The organism is Nonomuraea sp. PA05 (assembly GCF_008086045.1).
In the GTDB taxonomy this organism is placed as follows: Bacteria; Actinomycetota; Actinomycetes; order Streptosporangiales; family Streptosporangiaceae; genus Nonomuraea; species Nonomuraea monospora.
Window position 1 is genome coordinate 367,135 of record NZ_VSEY01000005.1, and the last position, 17,563, is coordinate 384,697.

The 17,563-nt window shown below is 74.2% G+C and carries 16 protein-coding genes; 11 read left to right on the forward strand and 5 right to left on the reverse strand.

Features of this window, described 5'->3' with window-relative positions:
* The first annotated feature begins 126 nt into the window (after window positions 1-126).
* The gene (locus FXF51_RS10765; protein ID WP_148434114.1) at window positions 127-2,943 is read left to right on the forward strand and encodes a helix-turn-helix transcriptional regulator; all 2,817 of its coding nucleotides are present in this window, start codon (window positions 127-129) and stop codon (window positions 2,941-2,943) included.
* Here FXF51_RS10765 and FXF51_RS10770 read toward each other — a convergent pair.
* On the reverse strand, window positions 2,910-3,740 hold the full coding sequence (locus tag FXF51_RS10770; RefSeq protein WP_262379412.1) for a helix-turn-helix transcriptional regulator: 831 nt from the start codon (window positions 3,738-3,740) through the stop codon (window positions 2,910-2,912). The genes FXF51_RS10765 and FXF51_RS10770 overlap by 34 nt on opposite strands.
* An 84-nt stretch (window positions 3,741-3,824) precedes the next feature.
* Between FXF51_RS10770 and FXF51_RS10775 the strand changes: the two genes are divergently transcribed.
* From FXF51_RS10775 to FXF51_RS10790, 4 genes are read left to right on the forward strand one after another with little or no spacing between them, the layout of a single operon-like run.
* On the forward strand, window positions 3,825-4,823 hold the full coding sequence (locus tag FXF51_RS10775; RefSeq protein ID WP_148434116.1) for an ABC transporter substrate-binding protein: 999 nt from the start codon (window positions 3,825-3,827) through the stop codon (window positions 4,821-4,823).
* Window positions 4,820-5,638 carry a siderophore-interacting protein gene (locus tag FXF51_RS10780; RefSeq protein WP_148434117.1) on the forward strand — a complete coding sequence of 273 codons (819 nt, stop codon included), beginning with the start codon at window positions 4,820-4,822 and terminating at the stop codon, window positions 5,636-5,638. Before FXF51_RS10775 ends, FXF51_RS10780 begins: the two co-directional genes overlap by 4 nt.
* Complete coding sequence (locus tag FXF51_RS10785) at window positions 5,625-6,824, forward strand: FecCD family ABC transporter permease (RefSeq protein ID WP_262379413.1); 1,200 nt, start codon at window positions 5,625-5,627, stop codon at window positions 6,822-6,824. The genes FXF51_RS10780 and FXF51_RS10785 overlap by 14 nt, the downstream gene beginning before the upstream one ends.
* The gene (locus tag FXF51_RS10790) at window positions 6,821-7,849 is read left to right on the forward strand and encodes a FecCD family ABC transporter permease (RefSeq protein WP_148434118.1); all 1,029 of its coding nucleotides are present in this window, start codon (window positions 6,821-6,823) and stop codon (window positions 7,847-7,849) included. Before FXF51_RS10785 ends, FXF51_RS10790 begins: the two co-directional genes overlap by 4 nt.
* 62 nt (window positions 7,850-7,911) lie before the next feature.
* On the opposite strand, the gene FXF51_RS60695 is transcribed toward FXF51_RS10790, so the two are convergent.
* Window positions 7,912-10,656 (reverse strand): hypothetical protein, encoded by a 2,745-nt coding sequence (locus tag FXF51_RS60695; protein ID WP_187414296.1) that lies wholly within the window; start codon window positions 10,654-10,656, stop codon window positions 7,912-7,914.
* 80 nt (window positions 10,657-10,736) lie between these two features.
* On the reverse strand, window positions 10,737-11,042 hold the full coding sequence (locus FXF51_RS60700; RefSeq protein ID WP_187414307.1) for a hypothetical protein: 306 nt from the start codon (window positions 11,040-11,042) through the stop codon (window positions 10,737-10,739).
* Here FXF51_RS60700 and FXF51_RS10800 point away from each other — a divergent pair.
* The 4 genes from FXF51_RS10800 to FXF51_RS10815 are packed head-to-tail and all read left to right on the forward strand — an operon-like array spanning window position 11,026 to window position 14,243.
* Window positions 11,026-11,877: an ABC transporter substrate-binding protein gene (locus FXF51_RS10800; RefSeq protein ID WP_262379414.1), complete on the forward strand. Its 852-nt coding sequence runs from the start codon at window positions 11,026-11,028 to the stop codon at window positions 11,875-11,877. The two genes, FXF51_RS60700 and FXF51_RS10800, sit on opposite strands and share 17 nt — an antisense overlap.
* Window positions 11,874-12,644 (forward strand): ABC transporter permease, encoded by a 771-nt coding sequence (locus FXF51_RS10805; protein WP_148434120.1) that lies wholly within the window; start codon window positions 11,874-11,876, stop codon window positions 12,642-12,644. Before FXF51_RS10800 ends, FXF51_RS10805 begins: the two co-directional genes overlap by 4 nt.
* Window positions 12,641-13,414, forward strand: a complete 774-nt coding sequence (locus FXF51_RS10810) for an ABC transporter permease (RefSeq protein ID WP_148434121.1) — start codon at window positions 12,641-12,643, stop codon at window positions 13,412-13,414. Before FXF51_RS10805 ends, FXF51_RS10810 begins: the two co-directional genes overlap by 4 nt.
* 22 nt (window positions 13,415-13,436) lie before the next feature.
* Window positions 13,437-14,243: an ABC transporter ATP-binding protein gene (locus tag FXF51_RS10815; RefSeq protein ID WP_148434173.1), complete on the forward strand. Its 807-nt coding sequence runs from the start codon at window positions 13,437-13,439 to the stop codon at window positions 14,241-14,243.
* Window positions 14,244-14,306: 63 nt separating this feature from the next.
* Here the strand turns inward: FXF51_RS10815 and FXF51_RS10820 are convergent, their stop codons facing one another.
* On the reverse strand, window positions 14,307-15,551 hold the full coding sequence (locus FXF51_RS10820) for a multidrug effflux MFS transporter (RefSeq protein ID WP_262379415.1): 1,245 nt from the start codon (window positions 15,549-15,551) through the stop codon (window positions 14,307-14,309).
* Window positions 15,552-15,605: 54 nt separating this feature from the next.
* Between FXF51_RS10820 and FXF51_RS10825 the strand changes: the two genes are divergently transcribed.
* Together FXF51_RS10825 and FXF51_RS10830 are read left to right on the forward strand one after the other, a co-directional pair.
* Window positions 15,606-16,061: a MarR family winged helix-turn-helix transcriptional regulator gene (locus tag FXF51_RS10825; protein ID WP_187414297.1), complete on the forward strand. Its 456-nt coding sequence runs from the start codon at window positions 15,606-15,608 to the stop codon at window positions 16,059-16,061.
* 24 nt (window positions 16,062-16,085) lie between these two features.
* A complete protein-coding gene (locus FXF51_RS10830) occupies window positions 16,086-16,670 on the forward strand; it encodes a short chain dehydrogenase (protein WP_148434123.1) in 585 nt (194 codons plus the stop codon).
* A gap of 1 nt (window position 16,671) precedes the next feature.
* Here the strand turns inward: FXF51_RS10830 and phnE are convergent, their stop codons facing one another.
* Window positions 16,672-17,499, reverse strand: coding sequence for a phosphonate ABC transporter, permease protein PhnE (phnE, locus tag FXF51_RS10835; RefSeq protein WP_148434124.1), 828 nt, complete (start codon window positions 17,497-17,499; stop codon window positions 16,672-16,674).
* Window positions 17,500-17,563: the final 64 nt, after the last annotated feature.

The following is a 17,563-nucleotide window of genomic DNA, read 5'->3' on the forward strand; positions in this document are numbered from 1 at the left end:
CGTGAATCATTCATCAGACGCAAGGTGCGCCGCAACACGGCCAGGTCAGGTATGCCCAGGCCGACGGGGGTGCCGGGCAGCCATAGACTCGAGGGTCGTTGATCGAATCGGCGGAGAGCGGAGCCCATGGTGAGCAGGGAGGCCAGGCCGCGGCTTCGTGGCCGGCAAACCGAGTGCGAGGCGCTGGACCGGCTGGTGGCGACCGTCCAGGCAGGCCGCAGCTCGATGCTGGTCCTGCGGGGCGAGGCGGGCATCGGCAAGTCGGCGCTGCTGGAGTACGCGCGCGACAGCGCGGCGGGCTGCCGGATCGCCAGGGCGGCGGGCGTGGAGTCGGAGATGGAGCTGGCCTACGGCGGCCTGCACCAGTTGTGCGCGCCGTTCCTCGACCGGCTCGACCGGCTGCCGGAGCCGCAGCGCGCCGCGCTGGGCACGGCGTTCGGCCTGTGCACGGGCACGCCGCCGGACCGTTTCCTGGTGGGTCTCGCGGTGCTCAGCCTGCTCGCCGACGCCTCCGACAGGGAGCCGCTGGTCTGCCTGATCGACGACGCGCAGTGGCTGGACCGGGTCTCCGCGCAGACGCTGGCGTTCGTGGCGCGGCGGCTGCTCGCCGAGCGGGTCGGGCTCGTCCTGGCGGTACGCGAGCCGTCCCTGGACGATGAGCTGACCGGGCTCACCGGGTCGGAGCTGACCGGGCTGCCGCAGCTCGAGGTGGGGCGGCTGGGCGACGCCGACGCCCGCGCCGTGCTGGACTCGGTGACCCCCGGGCGGCTGGACGAGCGGGTCAGGGACCGCATCGTGGCCGAGGCGCAGGGCAACCCGCTGGCCCTGCTGGAGCTGCCGCGCGGGTTGACGCCGGCGGAGCTGGCGGGCGGCTTCGGGCGGCCGGACGCGCGCCCGCCCGCCGGGCAGATCGAGCAGAGCTTCCTGCGGCGCGTCGAGCCGCTGCCGCGCGACACGCGGCTCCTGCTGCTGGTCGCGGCGGCCGAGCCGGTGGGCGACGTGACGCTGCTGACCAGGGCGGCGGAGCTGCTCGGCATCGAGACCGCGGCCGCCGCCGCGCCCGCCGAGGCGGCCGGGCTGATCACGATCGGCACGCGCGTACGGTTCCGCCATCCTCTCGTCCGGTCGATGGCCTACCGGGCGGCGGCGCTGGAGGACCGGCATCGGGTGCACCGCGCGCTGGCCGACGCGACCGACCCGGAGGCCGATCCCGACCGGCGGGCGTGGCATCTGGCCAACGCCGCGGCCTTCGCCGACGAGGAGGTGGCCGCGGAGCTGGAGCGTTCGGCTGATCGGGCGCAGGCGCGCGGCGGCGTGGCGGCGGCGGCAGCGTTCCTGGAGCGGGCGGCCGAGCTGTCGCCCGATCCCGGGCGGCGCGGCGTCAGGGGGCTGGCGGCGGCCAGGGCCAAGTACCGCGCGGGCGGCTACGACGCCGCCTTCGAGCTGCTGGACGCGGCGGAGCTGAGCCCGCTCGGCGACCGCGACCGCGCCCAGGCCGACCTGCTGCGCGGCCAGATCACGTTCGCCTCCACCAGCGCGGGGGCCGCGCTGCCGCTGCTGCTCAAGGCCGCCAGGCGGCTGGAGCCGCTGGACGCGGGCCTGGCCCGCGAGACCTACCGCGACGCGCTGAACGCCGCCATGGCGGCGGGTCACCTGCCCAGCGGCGCCCAGGCGGCGGACATCGCCGGCGCGACGCTCGGCGCGCCGCCCGGCCCCCCGCCCAGGCGCAACAACCTGCTGCTGGACGGCGTCGCCCGGGCCGCCGTCGAGGGGTACGCGGCGGGCGTGCCGCTGGTGCGCCAGGCCCTGGAGGCCTTCCGCGCCGACGGGGTGTCCAGGGAGGAGGGGCTCGGGTGGCTGCCGTTCGCCTGCCGGATGGCCCACAACGTCTGGGACTTCGAGACCTGGTCGGTGCTGTCGTTCAGGCTGGTCGAGCTGGCCCGCGAGACGGGGTCGCTGGCGGTGCTGCCGTCGGCGCTGCACATGCTGGTGGCCAACCGGGTCCTGGCGGGCGAGCTGGCCGCCGCCGACGCGCTGGTCGCCGAGGCTGTGACGATCGGAGAGGTGACGGGCAGCCGCTCCATGGCGCAGTACGCGGCCCTGGTGCTGGCGGCGTGGACGGGCAGGGAGGCGGCGACCCGTGAGGCGAGCGAGGCGGTCACCCGCGACCTGGCCATCCAGGGCGAGGGCAAGGTGCTGACCGCGACCCAGTGGGCGGGCGCGGTGCTGGGCAACGGCCTCGGCCGTTACGAGGAGGCCTACGTCGCGGCCGAGCGGGGCGCGGAGCACCCCCAGGAGCTCGGCGGCACGTACCTGCGCTCGCTGATCGAGCTCGTCGAGGCCGCCGCCAGGAGCGGACGGCCGGCCCGCGCCGCCGAGGCCGCCGCGAAGCTCGACGAGATGGCCGCGGCCGCCGGCACCGACTGGGCGCTCGGCACCTCGGCGATGGCGCGGGCCCAGGTGAGCGGGGGAGCGTCCGCCGAGGAGCTGTACCGGGAGGCGATCGAGCGGCTGGGCCGCACGGAGGTGCGCACGTCGCTGGCCCGCGCCAGGCTGCTCTACGGCGAGTGGCTGCGCAGGGAGAACCGCCGCGTGGACGCGCGCGAGCAGCTCGGCGTCGCCTACGAGGCGCTCAGCGGGATGGGGGCGGAGGCGTTCGCGGAGCGCGCCAGGCGCGAGCTGCAGGCCACGGGGGAGACGGTGCGCAGGCGCGGCGTGGAGGAGCGCGTCGCGCTCACCGCGCAGGAGGCGCAGATCGCCCGCCTGGCCGGCGACGGGCTGACCAACCCGGAGATCGGCGCCCAGCTCTTCATCAGCCCGCACACCGTCGAGTGGCACCTGCGCAAGGTGTTCGCCAAGCTCGGCATCGTCTCCCGCAAGCAGATCACCGCCAAGCTGCTGCAGGCGGCTCAGCCCTCGTCGTCGTACCCGCGCTCGGCGTAGCGGCCGGGCGTGCAGCCGTACTCCTTGGTGAAGGCGGTGATGAACGCCGACGGGCTGGAGTAGCCGACGCGGTGCGCCACCTCGGCCACCGGCCGGGTCTCCAGCAGCACCCGCGACGTGCTGAGCCGCAGCTTGGTGCGCACCTTCGAGTACGGCATGCCGAACTCCCGCTCGAAGTCGCGCTGCAGCGTCTTGACGCTGACGTGCAGCCGCTCTGCCCACTCCGCCAGCCCGGCCTCGTCGCCGGGGTCGTGCGACAGCGCCCGCGCCACGGTGAGCGCGAACCCGGTGCCGTTCGCGTGGTGGCCGACGAAGTCGGAGGTGGCCGGGCCGAGCCCGGCCATGAGGCGCGCCCTGGCGGCGAACGCCTCGGCCTCCTCGCAGGACGGGCGGGCGATGGTCTCGATCAGCCTGGCCGCCTCCGGGTCCATGGAGACGGCGCCGGCCCGCAGCCCGGTGAGCGCCGGGGGCGTCTCGCGCAGGCAGATGCGGTAGACGGTCTGCCGGTCGGCCGCCCGCACCTCGTGGGTGACGGCCCGATGCGCCCAGAACGCCTCGCGGTGCCCCACGAACTGGGTGCGGGCGCCGTACCTGGTCGACAGCATGCCGTCGGGGGACCAATAGAGCTGGTGCAGGAAGTCCTGGCGGCTCTCGCCGAACTCCAGCACGGCCGCCGAGCGGTACTTGAGCACGAGGATGCCCTCGACCCGGCCGAGGCCGTAGCCGTACTCCTCGCAGTAGAGCGGGTCCGTGCCGACGGGCTCGGTGACCGTCACGGAGTGGCGTCTCGGCGACATCGGTTGGCCTCCCAGAGACATCAGCGGCAACTTTGGTAAGGGTAACCTAAGTTCGTTCTCAAGGCTGTCGAAGGAAGCCCGTCCATGCACTCTGTTCAGCTCCGGCGCGCCGCCGGAGCCTCCGTCCTCACGCTCGCCCTGGTGGCAGGCTGCGGCTCGGCCGGCTCCGCGGAGCAGCCGGCGGCCGCCGCCGCGACCCGCGTCTTCACCGCGGACAACGGCCAGATCACCATCCCGGCCGACCCCAAGCGGGTCGTCGCCACGGGCTACGCGGTTCCCGCGCTCATCGAGGCCGACGCCGCCCTGGTCGGCATCTCCTCCTGGCAGCGCGGCCTGCCGCTGATGTCGGAGGAGGACCGGGCCACCTACGACCGGCTGGAGAAGGTCGCCGGCGAGGCCGCGGCCGAGACCAACTACGAGGCCATCGCCAAGGTCAAGCCCGACCTCATCGTCATCGGCGTCCCGGCCCCCGTGCTGGCCGACGTGGACGTGGAGCGGCTGAAGTCCATCGCGCCCGTCGTCGCGATCGGCCCCACCATCCCGTCCGCGTGGCGCGAGCTGTCCCAGCGCCAGTCCGACGCCGCCGGCCGGGCCACCAACTTCGGGCAGGCCAAGGCCGCCTACGAGAAGAAGGCGGCCGAGCTGACGGCCAAGTACAAGGACGCGCTGGCGGGCCTGAAGTTCGGCCACGTCGGCGCGTACGGGGAGGTCGCCAAGGGCACCTTCCAGCGCGAGTTCGCCGGCTCGTGGGGCACCAACATCGCCCAGGACGTCGGCGTCAGCTACTACGGCCAGGTCAAGGTGAAGGGCGGCGGCAGCAAGGACGTCTCCGAGTACCCCTCGATCGAGGAGCTGACCGCGAGCCTCGGCGAGGCCGACGCGATCACGTACTCGGTGCAGCCGGACGGCACCCCGAACGAGTCCGTCAAGTACGTGCTCGACTCCGAGCTGTGGAAGAACCTGCCCGCCGTCAAGGCCGGCAAGACCTTCCCCATCCGCTACACGGAGGCGGCCACCTACAGCGCCGCGATCAAGACCCTGGACGCCGTCGACCAGGCGCTCGCGCCGCTGGGAGAGAAATGAGCATCGACCGCGGCGACCCCGGCCCCAAGGTGGCCGCCCACCACGCCACCGGGACCGGCCTGACCCGCATCCCGTACCCGATCGAGATCCGCACCGTCACCGTCGGCAGGCGCGAGCTCGTCACCCCGCGCATGCTCCGCCTCACCCTGACGGGCCCCGGGCTCGACGGCTTCCACAGCTACGTGTGCGACGACCACATCAGGATCGTCTTCCCCGACCCCGACGGCACGCGCCGGCTCCCGGTGCCCAACGACCAGCAGATGCTGGACTGGCCCAAGCCGTTCCCCACGACGCGCAAGTACACCGTGCGCCGCTACGACGCCGCCGCGCGCGAGCTGGACCTCGACATCGTGCTGCACGAGGGCGGCGTGGCCGCCGCGTGGGCGGAGACCGCCGAGATCGGCGACGAAGTGGCGGTCGCCGGGCCTCCGGGGACCAAGACCTTCGCGCCGTCCTACGGGCACTACGTGTTCGCGGTCGACACCACCGCGCTGCCCGCGGCGGCCCGATGGCTGGAGGAGGCGCCGGCCGGCGTCTCGGCGCACCTGGTGATCGACGCCGACGACCCCGTCGAGCACGCCTACCCGCTGGAGAAGCGGGACGGCGTGGAGGTGATCTGGCTCGTCCGGGACGGTGAGAAGTCGTCGCTGGCCGAGACCGTGCAGGGGCTCAGGTTGCCGGACGTGCCGACGTTCCTGTTCGCGGCGGGCGAGGCGAACGACATCAAGCCGCTGCGCGCGTGGAGCGCCGGGCGGATGGAGTCGCTGTTCACCGGCTACTGGAAGCGCGGAGTCGCCGATCTTGACGACGACTGACCGAGCTGGGCGGCAGGGGCCGGGCGACGGCACCGGGCCGCCTGCCGGGCCGCCTGCTGGGCCGCCTGCTGGGCCGCCTGCTGGGCCGCCTGCTGGGCCGCCTGCTGGGCCGCCTGCTGGGCCGCCTGCCGGGCCGCCTGCCGGGCCGTCCGCTGGGCCGTCCGTCGGGCTGCTCGCCGGGCGGGCTCGACGCCCGCTCGTGCTCGCCGCCTGCGTGGTGCTGCTGCTCGGCGCGGCGGTCGCGAGCCTGTGCGTCGGGGCGCAGGCCATCGCGCCTGCCGAGATCTGGCAGGCGCTCACCGGCTCGGGAGGCGGCGCGGGAGGCGCCTCGGGCGGCGGTGGTGAGGCGTACCTGATCGTGCACGACGTGCGGGGGCCGCGCACGCTGCTCGGCATCTGCGTCGGGGCGGCGCTCGCCACCGCCGGCATGCTGGTCCAGACGCTGACCCGCAACCCGCTCGCGGAGCCCGGCATCCTGGGCGTCACCGCGGGCGCCGGCTTCGCGATCAACATCGGCGGCGTGCTGGGGCTGGCGGGCGGCCAGGTGGCGCAGCTCATGCTGGCCTCGCTCGGCGCCGTGCTGGCGGCCGTCCTGGTGTACGCGGTCGGCTCGGACGCGCCGCTGCGCCTGGTTCTGACCGGCGTGGCGCTCAGCTCCGTGCTCGCCGGGATCTCGCTCGGCCTGCGCCTGATGCTGCCGGACGTGTTCGACCGCTACCGGTTCTGGTCGATGGGGTCGCTGGCCGGGCACGAGCAGGTGCCGCTCCTGCTGCCCGCCGTGACGATCGTGGTCGCGCTGGTGTGCGCGGCCCTGATCGCCCGGCCGCTCAACGCGCTCATGCTCGGGGACGACGTCGCCCAGTCGCTCGGCGGCCACGTGCTGCGCACCAGGGTGATAGTCCTGGTGCTCGTCACCGTGCTCTGCGGGGCCGCCACCGCCGTCGCGGGGCCGATCGCGTTCCTGGGGCTCATGGTGCCGCACCTGGCCAGACGTCCGGCGGGCGCGTCCATCCCGTGGCTGATGGCGTACACGATGGTGCTCGGCCCGGTGCTGCTGCTGGCCTCGGACGTCGGCGCGCGCGTGCTGCTGCCGACCGGCGAGGTGCCGGTCGCCGTGGTGACGGCGTTCGTGGGCGCGCCCGTGCTCATCTGGGCGGTACGGCGGCGCGGGCGGGTGCCCGCATGAACCGCCACCTCGTGGTGCGCGTCGGCGCCTACTCGATCAGGGCCGACCGCAGGACGCTGACGGTGTGCGGCGTGCTGCTGCTCGCCGCGCTCGGCCTGGGGCTGCTGGGCCTGTGCCTCGGCGGCTCCTGGACGCCGCCGGGCGACGTGCTGGCCGCGCTGGCCGGATACGGCGACGACGTCGTGGTGGTGCAGGAGTGGCGGCTGCCCCGGGTGCTGGCCGCGCTCGTGTTCGGCGCGGCGCTGGGCCTGGCGGGCGCGCTCTTCCAGAGCCTGACCCGCAACCCGCTCGGCAGCCCCGACATCGTCGGCCTGGACGCGGGCGCCTACACGGGAGCGCTGTTCGCGATCACCGTGCTGGGCGGCGGGCCCGCCTACCTGGCGACCGGCTCCATCGTGGGCGGCCTGCTCACGGCGGCGGCCGTCTACGCCCTGTCGCTCGGCTCGGGCCTCGGCGGCCTGCGCCTGATCGTCGTCGGGATCGCCGTGAACGCCATGCTGACGGCGGTCAACTCCTGGATCGTGCTGCGCGCGGAGATGGAGGTGGCCCTGGCCGCCACCGGCTGGAGCGCCGGCTCGCTGAACGGCCTGGACTGGCACGAGGTCGTCCTGCCGTTCGCGGCCATCGCCGCGTTCACCCTGCTGCTGGCCGCGCTCGCGCCCGCCATGCGGCAGGCGGCGCTCGGCGACGAGCAGGCGCTCGCCTCCGGGGTGCGCCTGGACCGGCTGCGGCTGCTCATGGTGCTGGCGGGCGTCGGCTGCACGGCGACGGTGACGGCGGTGGCCGGGCCCATCGTGTTCATCGCGCTGGCCGCGCCACAGATCGGCCGGCTCCTGACGCGCGCGCCCGGCGTGGCCCTGGCTCCGGCGGCGCTGTCGGGCGCGGTGCTGCTGCTGGCCGCCGACCTGGCCGCGCAGCTCCTGCTGGCACCGGTCGCGCTGCCCGTAGGGGTGGTCACGACGGTGATCGGCGGCTGCTACCTGGCCGCGCTGCTCGCCCGCCGCAGGAGCCGCCAGGCGGCGTAGGGGAGACCACGGTCCTGCGGACGCGACGGCACCCGGGACGAACAGGGCGGCGCGGGCGCGGGTCAGTCGTCAGCCTGGTGGTGCACGCCGCCGAGGTGCTCGTGGAGGCGGCGGGCCTCGCGGACGAGCCCGCTCGCCCCCTTGCGCGCCGCTATCGCCGCCACCTCGGGGATCGTGCCCCGCGCCCCCGCCCAGCGGCAGGCGTCCACCGCGAACTCCAGGGCGCGGGTGTGACTGCCGCGGGCCCGCTCGCCCGCCCCCGGCAGGAACACCGGCAGCAACCCGCGCATGATCTCCCAGACCTCGCCGTGCGCTCCCTTCCGCGCGACCTCCTCCAGCCCCGCGCTCACCTCCTTCCACCCGGCCGCACCCCCGCGCAAGCACCGGCCGAGCTGCCTGCCGCACTCCCCGGCGGGCAGGTACCCGGCGCCGGCCGCGCGCAGCAGCAGCTCCTGGCATCCCTCGGCGTGCCAGCCGCGCTCCGCCAGCAGCATGCCCAGCACCAGCGCCGTCCCCTCGCCCACGGGCCCGTCCTGGTGACACAGCGGCGTCACGAACCCGTGCACGTGACCAGGGCTTCCCCAGGTGGTGAACACCTGCGAGAGCAGCCGCGTGGCCACCACCTCGCGATCGGACGGCAGCATCAGCCGCCACAGGTTCGGATCGCAGGTCGGGGCGGCGCCCAGCACCGAGGGCGGCGGCGGGTCGGACAGCAGCGCGTCCACCAGCGGCATCCCCGTCGGCTCCGCCAGCCGCACGCGCCCGCGCGGGACGCCGCGGGAGGTGACATCGCGAGGCCACTCCACGCACGTCTCAGGCTCGGGACGCCGCCGCAGCCAGCGCTCCAGAACGGCGGCCGCCTCACTCGTCCGGGCCAGCCGACCGGCCCTGGCCACCACGCCGGGGCCCACCTCGCGCGGCAGCCGCAGCAGCGCCTGCTCCAGGTCGGCGGGCAGGTGGTGGACGCCTGCCCGCTCGTAGCCCTCGATCCTGGCGACCAGCTCGGCGGGGTCGATGTGGCCGGACGCGAGGGTGGGGGTTGCCAGGAGGTACGGGGGCGGCGTCCCGCGCCGCAGCGCGTTCAGGAGCTCGGCGCAGCGCAGGAGCATGGCCCACAGCGGCGGGCGGCCGCCATGGTGCTCGGGGAGCCGCCAGCCGGCCAGTTGCCGGTCGGGCAGCCATCGGCGGGGAGCGCGCGGGCCGGTGCCGGTGGCCTCGCGCAGCAGCGCCTCGGTCCACTGGCTGAGGCTCGACCACTCGTCCAGGTCGTACAGGTCCGTCGTGCGGACGGGAGGCCTTCTCGCCGCCGGGTCGCGGACGAAGCCGTCGAGCCAGCGTTCGAAGGAGAACTCGTGGTAGAGCCGGTCGAAGGTCTCGGCGAGGTTCTCGATGGGGGCGGGGAACGGGAGACGGGCGGGCGGCTCGAACGCCGGCAGTGCGACGGGCCGGAAGCCGCTGGGCTCCGATCCACCGGCCACGGCGCCGTAGGGGCCGGTCAGCTTTGCCGCCAGCTCCGGCGGCAGGATGCCCGCCGCCTCACGCACCGCCTCTGCCCCGGCCGGGGTGAACCGGGCCGCGTACTTGACGGCCACCCGGACCGCCCTCTCCCTGACCTCGTACGACTCGCACAGGAACGCCGACGCCAGGGCGGGCGCGAGCGCGTCGAGCGGGCCGTCGGTGTCGCGGGCGGACCGGTCGAGCAGGGTGAGCCCGGCCCGCACGAGCTTGCCCTCCGGACGGAACAGCAGCGCGGTCACCGCCTCGCTGACCTCCTCCCCGCCCAGCGCGGTCGCGGCTCCGTCGCGCGGGCGTAACCGCCGCAGGGCCAGCTCGGCCACCGGGCCGGGCGCGGTGGGCAGGAGCCGCAGGTAGTCACGCACGCGCTCCGGGCTGGGGGCGGGGTCGAGCAGGTCGTGCAGGCGGACGAAGAAGCGCAGGTCAACGGTGCTGCCACCGCGCAGGAAGCGGCGCACGCAGCCGTCGATCAGTGACTCCCGCTCCACCCGTCCGGCGTCGGCGAGGTCCCGCAGCGCACGCAGCCAGGACCCCCGGCCCCGCCCTCCGCCATCGCGCCCATCGCGTCCGTCGCGCCCGTCGCGTCCGTCGCGGCCGAGCCGCCCGTCGCCGCTGAGGCGTCCGTCGCCGTCGAGCCGATCATCACGCAGCACCCGCCCCACCCCCTCCGCCTCGAACAGCCGCGGAATCAGGTGCGGAGCCAGCGGATCCCGGTCGAGGTCGGGCGGGGTGGACACCCACGCGGCCACGAGAGGCTCATGCGGGGGCGGCGGCCCCCCGGCACGCCGCAGCAGCTCCAGCGCCAGCGCGACGGTGCCGTCAGTCAGTTGCCGCCGGGTGCCGCGCAGCCGCCCCGCCACCCGTACGGCCAGGTCGGCCTGCCACTCGGCGGGACGCGCGGCGACGACCCGCAGCAGCGGCCCCACGGGAAGCCGCTCCTCCTCGTCCCAGCTCGTGAAGTCACGCCGGAAGATCCAGGCGGCGACGGCGGCCGCGCCTCCCATCGTGCCCGCGCCGGCGACCCGCATGGCCGCGACCCAGCTACCGGCCACCGGCCCGCCGGTTCCGGCGAACGCGCCAGGGGTGAACGGGAGCTGCGCGGTGTTCCTGGCCGGGCCGATGTGGCCGGGCAGCCGGCGGGCCACCTCGCGGCGCCCGGCCGCGTCGAGCCGCAGCACCTCGTCGGCCGCCCGGGACGCGTCGCCCGCCGCCACGGCCCGCGCCACGCCCTGCCACGCGCTCACGCGCCCGCCCGCGCCGCCGGGCTCCGCCTCCGGCATGGTGATCGTCATGGCGCAGACGATAGAGATCCGCTCCGACAGAACCGCCGTCCCCGCCTGGTGATGGCCGAAGACGCTTCGAGCGATTGTCGTCAATCTTGCACATGATCTTTGCCGAAAGGCGTCTCATCCTTGCCCAAGGTGGGTTGTGACGGCGGATAGTAGGCGATATTGTCAACAATCTCGTCGCCTATCGCGTAGAGAAGCGACCGCCCATGTAGTGGCCGATCTCCATCCCCCTGACCGACGCCCTGGAGAAGCTCCGTGATCAATACCCGCGCAGCCCTGGCCGCCGCCGCGTCCGTGTTAATGCTCGCCGCGTGCGGCGGCGGGCAGACTCCCGCCCCCGCCGGCACGTCAGCAGCGGCAGGCACCACCCCGGTGAAGGTCAGCGTCATCCCCATCCTCGACGTGGCGCCCATCTACCTGGGCGACCAGCAGGGATTCTTCAAGGAAGAGGGACTGAAGCTGGAGCTCGTGACCGCGCAGGGCGGCGCCGCGATCGTGCCGGCCGTCGTCAGCGGCCAGGTGGACTTCGGGTTCAGCAACTTCACGTCGCTGATCGTCGCCGCCTCCAAGGGCCTGCCCCTCAAGGTGGTGGCCCCCGGCGCGGCCTCCACCGGCGAGCAGGACAAGGACTTCGGCGGCGTGGTCGTCAAGGCCGGCAGCCCGATCAAGACCGCCAAGGACCTGGCGGGCAAGCGCGTCGCGGTCAACACCCTGAACAACATCAACGACACCACCGTGCGGGCCTCGATCAGGGCCGCCGGCGGCGACGCCAAGAACGTCAGCTTCACCGAGCTGGCCTTCCCCGACATGCTCGCCGCCCTCGACAAGGGCAACGTGGACGCCGTCCAGGTCGTCGAGCCGTTCCTGGCGACCGCCAAGAAGAACGGGGACCGGGTGATCGCCTCCAACTACGTCGACACCGCGCCCAACCTGGCCATCGCCGGCTACTTCACCTCCCAGCAGACCGCCGCCGCCAAGGCCGACCTGGTCAAGCGCTTCAGCGCGGCGATGCAGAAGTCGCTCAAGTACGCCACCGAGAACCCGGACGCCGTGCGCAAGGTTCTGGGCACGTACACGAAGATCGACCCGGCGCTGACCGAGTCGCTCACGCTGCCGACGTACCCGGCGGAGGTGGACGCGGCCTCGCTGGAGACGCTGTCGAAGCTCGCCCTCCAGGACGGCCTCATCGACAAGGCCCCCGACCTCGCGGGGCTGCGCCCATGAGGCTGCCCTCCTGGCTCCTCGGCCTGATCGGCCTGGCCGGGCTGGTCACGGTGGTGGAGGTGGCGCCCAGGGCCGGGCTGGTGGACGAGCGGTACCTGCCGCCGTTCTCCGCCATGGTCGCGGCCCTGGCGGAGCAGGCGGCGACGGCCGAGTTCTGGCAGTCGCTGCTGGAGACGCTGCGCGGCTGGGCGATCGGCCTGGCCGTCGCGATGGCCGCGGGCGTCGTGCTGGGCATCGTGATCGGCGGCCTGCCGCTGGTGCGGGCGGCGCTGAACTCGACGATCGAGTTCCTGCGGCCCATCCCGTCGGTGGCGCTGATCCCGCTGGCCGTGCTGCTGTTCGGCACGGACATGCGCTCGACGCTCCTGCTGGTCGTGTACGCCTCGTTCTGGCAGGTGCTGGTCCAGGTCCTGTACGGGGTGCGCGACGTGGACCCGGTCGCCAGGGAGACGGCACGCTCCTACCGGTTCCGCCCGCTGACCCAGGTGCGCACGGTGGTGTGGCCGACCGCGCTGCCGTACGTGATGACCGGGTTCCGGCTGGGCGCGGCGGTGGCGCTGATCCTGGAGATCACCGGCGAACTGATCATCGGCTCGCCGGGCCTCGGCAAGCAGATCGCGGTGTCGCAGACGTCCGGTGCGGTGGCCTCGATGTACGCGCTGGTCATCGTCGTCGGCCTGATCGGCGTGGCCGTCAACGTGATCGCGCGGGCCACCGAGCGCCGGGCGCTGCGCTGGCACCCCTCGGTACGCCTGGAGGTGTCGTGAACGCGGCACGGCGGATCCTGCTCCTGCTGGCCGTCCCGGTGCTGCTCATCGCGGCGTGGTGGGTGGCGACGGCGGGCAGCCTCAACTTCTTCTGGCCGCCGCTGAGCCAGATCGCCGGCGCGTTCGGCGAGACCTGGTTCACCGGCCGGTTCACCTCCGACGTGCTGCCCAGCCTGGCCAGGCTGCTGGCGGGTTTCCTGGCGGCGGTGCTGCTCGGCGTGGGCCTGGGCGTCGCGATCGGCTCGTCGCGCACGCTGCGTGGCCTGCTGGAGCCGGTCCTGGAGTTCTTCAGGGCCATCCCGTCGCCGGTGCTGGTGCCGATCCTGATGTTGTTCGCCGGCATCGGGAACGGCATGAAGGTCCTGGTGATCGTCTCGGGGTGCGTGTGGCCGGTGCTGCTGAACACGGTGGAGGGGGTGCGCGCGGTGGACGAGGTGCTGCGCGACACCGCCCGCAGCTACCGGTTCAGCCGCCGCTCGCGGCTGCTGCACCTGGTGCTGCGGGGGGCGAGCCCGCAGATCGCGGCGGGCGCCAGGCAGGCGCTGTCCATCGGGATCATCCTGATGGTCATCAGCGAGATGTTCGCCGCGAGCAACGGCCTGGGCTTCACCATCATCCAATTCCAGCGCAGCTTCGCGATCCCGCAGATGTGGACGGGCATCATCCTGCTCGGACTGATCGGCATCGTGTTGTCGATGCTGTTCCGGCTGGCCGAGGCCCGGCTGCTGAGCTGGTACACCGGTTTGCGCACGGCACAGCGAGAGGGCTGAGATGACCACCACACCCCCGGCGATGCTGGACGTCCGAGGCCTGCGGAAGGTCTACGAGGGACGGGGCCGCAGCGTCGAGGCCGTCCGCGACCTGACCTTCACCGTCGGCGCGGGCGAGCTGGTCTGCATCGTCGGGCCGTCGGGCGCGGGCAAGACCACCCTGCTCAAGTGCATCGCCGGGCTGCTGGACAGCACCGGCGGCGCGGTGGTGCTGGAAGGCGAGCGGGTCACCGGCCCGCCGCCCGGCATGGCCGTGGTCTTCCAGGAGTACGGCCGCAGCCTGTTCCCGTGGATGACCGTCCGCCAGAACGTCGAGCTGCCGCTGAAGGAGAAGCGGGTGCCCAGGGCGCGGCGGCGGGAGCTCGTCGCCGAGGCGCTGGAGGCCGTCGGCCTGGCCGACGCGCACGACGCGCACCCGTGGCAGCTCTCCGGCGGCATGCAGCAGCGGGTGGCGATCGCCCGCGCGGTCGCGTACGAGCCGCACCTGCTGCTGATGGACGAGCCGTTCGCCGCCGTGGACGCCCAGACGCGCGCCGACCTGGAGGACCTCGTCCGCTCCCTGTGGCGGCGGCTCGGTGTCACCGTGCTGTTCGTCACCCACGACATCGACGAGTCGGTGTATCTGGGGCAGCTGGTGATCGTGCTGTCGAACTCGCCCACGGTCGTGCTCGAAGAGGTCGCCATCGACCTGCCCGACGGGCGTGACCAGCTCACCACCCGTTCGCTGCCGCGGTTCGCGCAGCTCAGAGGGCATATATACGAGCTGGTGCAGCAGGCCAAGAGCGGCCACCGCCCGGCGTCGCCCGCTCCCAGCGGGGCCGGTCGCTGACCTGCGGGCCGCGCTTGGGCAGGGCCGGTCACTGGCCTGGGGGCCGTGTTCCGGTGGGGCCGGTCACTGGTCGGCGGTCGCCGTGGCGTCGGCGGGCGCGTCGCGGTGGCCGGGCGCGGGCGCGGCGCCCCTGGTGAGCCGGGTGGCGCCGATGCCGAGCACCGCCGCGACGACCAGCGTGCCGCCCATGGGGATCGCGGTGTCCTCGCCGCCCAGCCCGACCAGCGGCGAGACCACCGCCCCGAGCGTGAACTGCAGCGACCCCATCAGCGCGGACGCGGTGCCGGACGCGCCGGGGGCGCGGCCGATGGCCAGCGCGGACGCCGTACCGAGCACGAAGGTGAACGAGCTGACCAGCAGGAACAGCGCGGGCAGCACCACGGCGGCGGGCGCGCCCGCGACGAGCAGCGCCAGCAGGACGGCGGACATCACCAGGATGACGAGCTGCCCGCGCCCCAGCAGCTTGCGCGGGCTGACCCGGCCGACCAGCCGGGCGGTGAGCAGCCCGGCGCACAGCAGGCCGAGCGCGTTGACCGCGAAGGTGACGGTGTAGGCCGCGGTGGACAGGCCGAGGACGTTCTGGATGACGAACGGCGAGGCGGAGATGTAGCCCATCAGGCCGGTGAAGCCGAGGGCGAAGGCGCAGGTGTAGCCGACGTACCCGCGGTCGCCGAGCAGCCGCCGCATGGTGCGGCCGGTGGCGGCCAGGCCGCCGGTGTGGCGGCGCTCGGGCGGCAGCGACTCGGGCACCACCAGCAGCGAGCCGATCAGCATCAGCGCGGAGATGCCCGTCAGCGCCCAGAACTCGCTGCGCCAGCCCAGCGGCGCCAGCGCCCCGCCGGCCAGCGGGGCGACGACGGGAGCGATGCCGCCGATGCTGGCCAGCAGCGAGAAGATCTTGGCCACGGCGGGCCCGGACACCCGGTCGGCGGCCACGGCCCGGCCGATGACGATGCCGGCCGCCCCGGCGAAGCCTTGCAGGAAGCGCGCGCCGACCAGGAACCAGATGTTCGGGGTCAGCGCGCACAACACCCCGGCGAGGGTGGCCACGGCGGTGGCCAGCAGGAGGGGGCCGCGACGGCCGAACCGGTCGGACAGCGGGCCGATGACGAGCTGGCCCGCGGCCAGCCCGAACAGGAACGTGGTCAGCGTGAGCTGCACGCCGGCCGCGCCGGCGCCGAGGTCGGCGGCCAGGCCGGTGAAGGCGGGCAGGTACATGTCCGTCGCGAACGGCGCCATCGCGGACAGCAGGGCGAGCACGAGCAGCAGCGGCCCGGACACGCCGGGCCTCGCAGGGGGCGTGGACACTGGTCTTCTCCAACTTAGTTATTTATGTATACATAAATATATTACCCTGGAGCGGTGGAGAACTCCGCCACCCTTCGAGACCTGCCGCCCGTCCTGCGCGACGTCAGCCGGGCCGTCCGGCGCGGCGCCGCACGCGAACGCGACGTCGAGCCGCTGCCCGCCACGGAGGTGGAGCTGCTGCGGATCATCGTGCACCGGCCCGGCGTCAGCCCGGGGCGGCTCGCGGTGGAGACCGGGATGAAGCCCAGCAACGTGAGCGCGGCGCTGCGGCACCTGTCCGAGCTGGGGCTGGTCGTGCGGGAGAGCGACCCGGACGATCGGCGGGCCGCGCGGCTGCGGCCCACGGCGAAGGCCCTGGAGAACGCGCGGCTGATCGAGGAGGGCAGGGCCCGCTTCCTGGACGAGACGCTCGCCAGGCTCTCCGACGAGCACCAGGAGGCCCTGGTACGAGCCGTTCCCGCGCTGCGGGCCCTGGAGAGGGCGCTACGCGAGCGGGCCGGAGGCCGCTGACACCGAACGGAACGGAAGACGGAAGTGAAGATCATCTTGATCGGCGCGACGGGAACCATCGGCAGCGCGGTCGCGCGGGCACTGGAGCCGCGCCACGACGTGGTGCTCGGATCGCGCCGCGGCCCCGTACGCGTGGACCTGGACGACACCGGCTCCCTCGACGCGCTGTTCGCCGCGACCGGGCCGGTGGACGCGGTGGTGTGCTGCGCGGTGAGCGGCGGCCTGAGCCCGTTGGACACGCCGTCGGACGAGGAGTACTGGCGCGGGATGCGAGGCAAGCTCATCGGGCAGGTGAACCTGGTCCGCAGGGCGCTCCCGCACGTCCGCGACGGCGGATCGATCACGATCACCAGCGGGCGCTTCGCCGAGCCGATCCCGGGCAGCTCGCTCGGCCACCTGGTGAACGCGGGGCTGGAGGCGTTCGTCCGGTCCGCCGCGATCGAGACGCCGCGCGGTGTGCGCCTGAACGTGGTCAGCCCCGGCTGGGTTCGCGAGACCCTGCTCGCCCTGGGCATGGACCCCTCCGGCGGCACCCCGGTGGCCGACGTCGCCGGCGCCTACGTGGCGGCCGTGGAGGGCGGCGCGCACGGCGAGACCCTGCCCGTCTGAGCTAACCGCCGATGCGGCGGCGCACGTACGCGGAAAGCTGATCCACCGCGACCACCAGCACCATCACGATCGCCAGATGGGTGACCATCTCGTCGAACCTGAACAGCTTGATCGACTGGTTGACCAGGAAGCCGATGCCGCCGGCCCCCACCAGGCCGAGCACCAGCGACGAGCGCACGTTCACGTCGAAGCGGTAGAGCAGCAGCCCGACGAACTGCGGCACCACGGCGGGCAGCACCGCGTGCGCGGCGGCCTGCACACCGGACGCGCCGCCCACGCGCAGCGCGTCACGCGGGCCGAGGTCGATCTCCTCCATCGCCTCGGCCCACAGCTTGCCCATCACGCCCGTGTTGTGGAAGATCAGCGCCAGCACGCCCGCGAACGGGCCGAGGCCCACGGCGGTGACGAAGACCAGCGCGAAGACGACGTCGGGCACGGCGCGCAGGAACGACAGCACCGAGCGGGCCGCCTGGTACGCCCAGCGTCCCGGCGCCGTCGTCCGGGCGGCCAGCAGCGCCAGGACGAGCGCGAAGGGCACCGAGAAGGTGGTGCCCAGCAGGCCGATGCCCAGCGTGACGAGCGCCGCCCGCAGTCCCGGCAGCAGCACCCCGTCCCACGACAGGTCCGGGGGCAGGGCCTGGCCGACGAAGTCCGCCATGCCGCGCCAGCCCTGCACGAGGGCGGCAGGGGAAAACTCGGTGCCGTTCCAGGCCAGCACGTGGGCGATCACGACGGCCACCGTGATGGTGGCGGTGGCCGTGGTGACGGGGCGGCGGCGGGGCGGGGTGAGACGGGTGTCCGGGGGCAGCGCGCCCGCGGGGGTGTTCATCGGGGCTCCTGGTCGGCGTGGGGGGGGGGGGGGGGGGGGGGGGGGGGGGCGGCGGGGGGGGGGG

Excerpts from the sequence above, each read along its gene's own strand:
- FXF51_RS10765 (WP_148434114.1), top strand. The coding sequence starts at position 127 with ATGGTGAGCAGGGAGGCCAGGCCGCGGCTTCGTGGCCGGCAAACCGAG.
- FXF51_RS10770 (WP_262379412.1), bottom strand. The coding sequence starts at position 3,740 with ATGTCGCCGAGACGCCACTCCGTGACGGTCACCGAGCCCGTCGGCACG.
- FXF51_RS10775 (WP_148434116.1), top strand. The coding sequence starts at position 3,825 with ATGCACTCTGTTCAGCTCCGGCGCGCCGCCGGAGCCTCCGTCCTCACG.
- FXF51_RS10780 (WP_148434117.1), top strand. The coding sequence starts at position 4,820 with ATGAGCATCGACCGCGGCGACCCCGGCCCCAAGGTGGCCGCCCACCAC.
- FXF51_RS10790 (WP_148434118.1), top strand. The coding sequence starts at position 6,821 with ATGAACCGCCACCTCGTGGTGCGCGTCGGCGCCTACTCGATCAGGGCC.
- FXF51_RS60695 (WP_187414296.1), bottom strand. The coding sequence starts at position 10,656 with ATGACGATCACCATGCCGGAGGCGGAGCCCGGCGGCGCGGGCGGGCGC.
- FXF51_RS60700 (WP_187414307.1), bottom strand. The coding sequence starts at position 11,042 with ATGACGCTGACCTTCACCGGGGTGGTGCCTGCCGCTGCTGACGTGCCG.
- FXF51_RS10805 (WP_148434120.1), top strand. The coding sequence starts at position 11,874 with ATGAGGCTGCCCTCCTGGCTCCTCGGCCTGATCGGCCTGGCCGGGCTG.
- FXF51_RS10815 (WP_148434173.1), top strand. The coding sequence starts at position 13,437 with ATGCTGGACGTCCGAGGCCTGCGGAAGGTCTACGAGGGACGGGGCCGC.
- phnE (WP_148434124.1), bottom strand. The coding sequence starts at position 17,499 with ATGAACACCCCCGCGGGCGCGCTGCCCCCGGACACCCGTCTCACCCCG.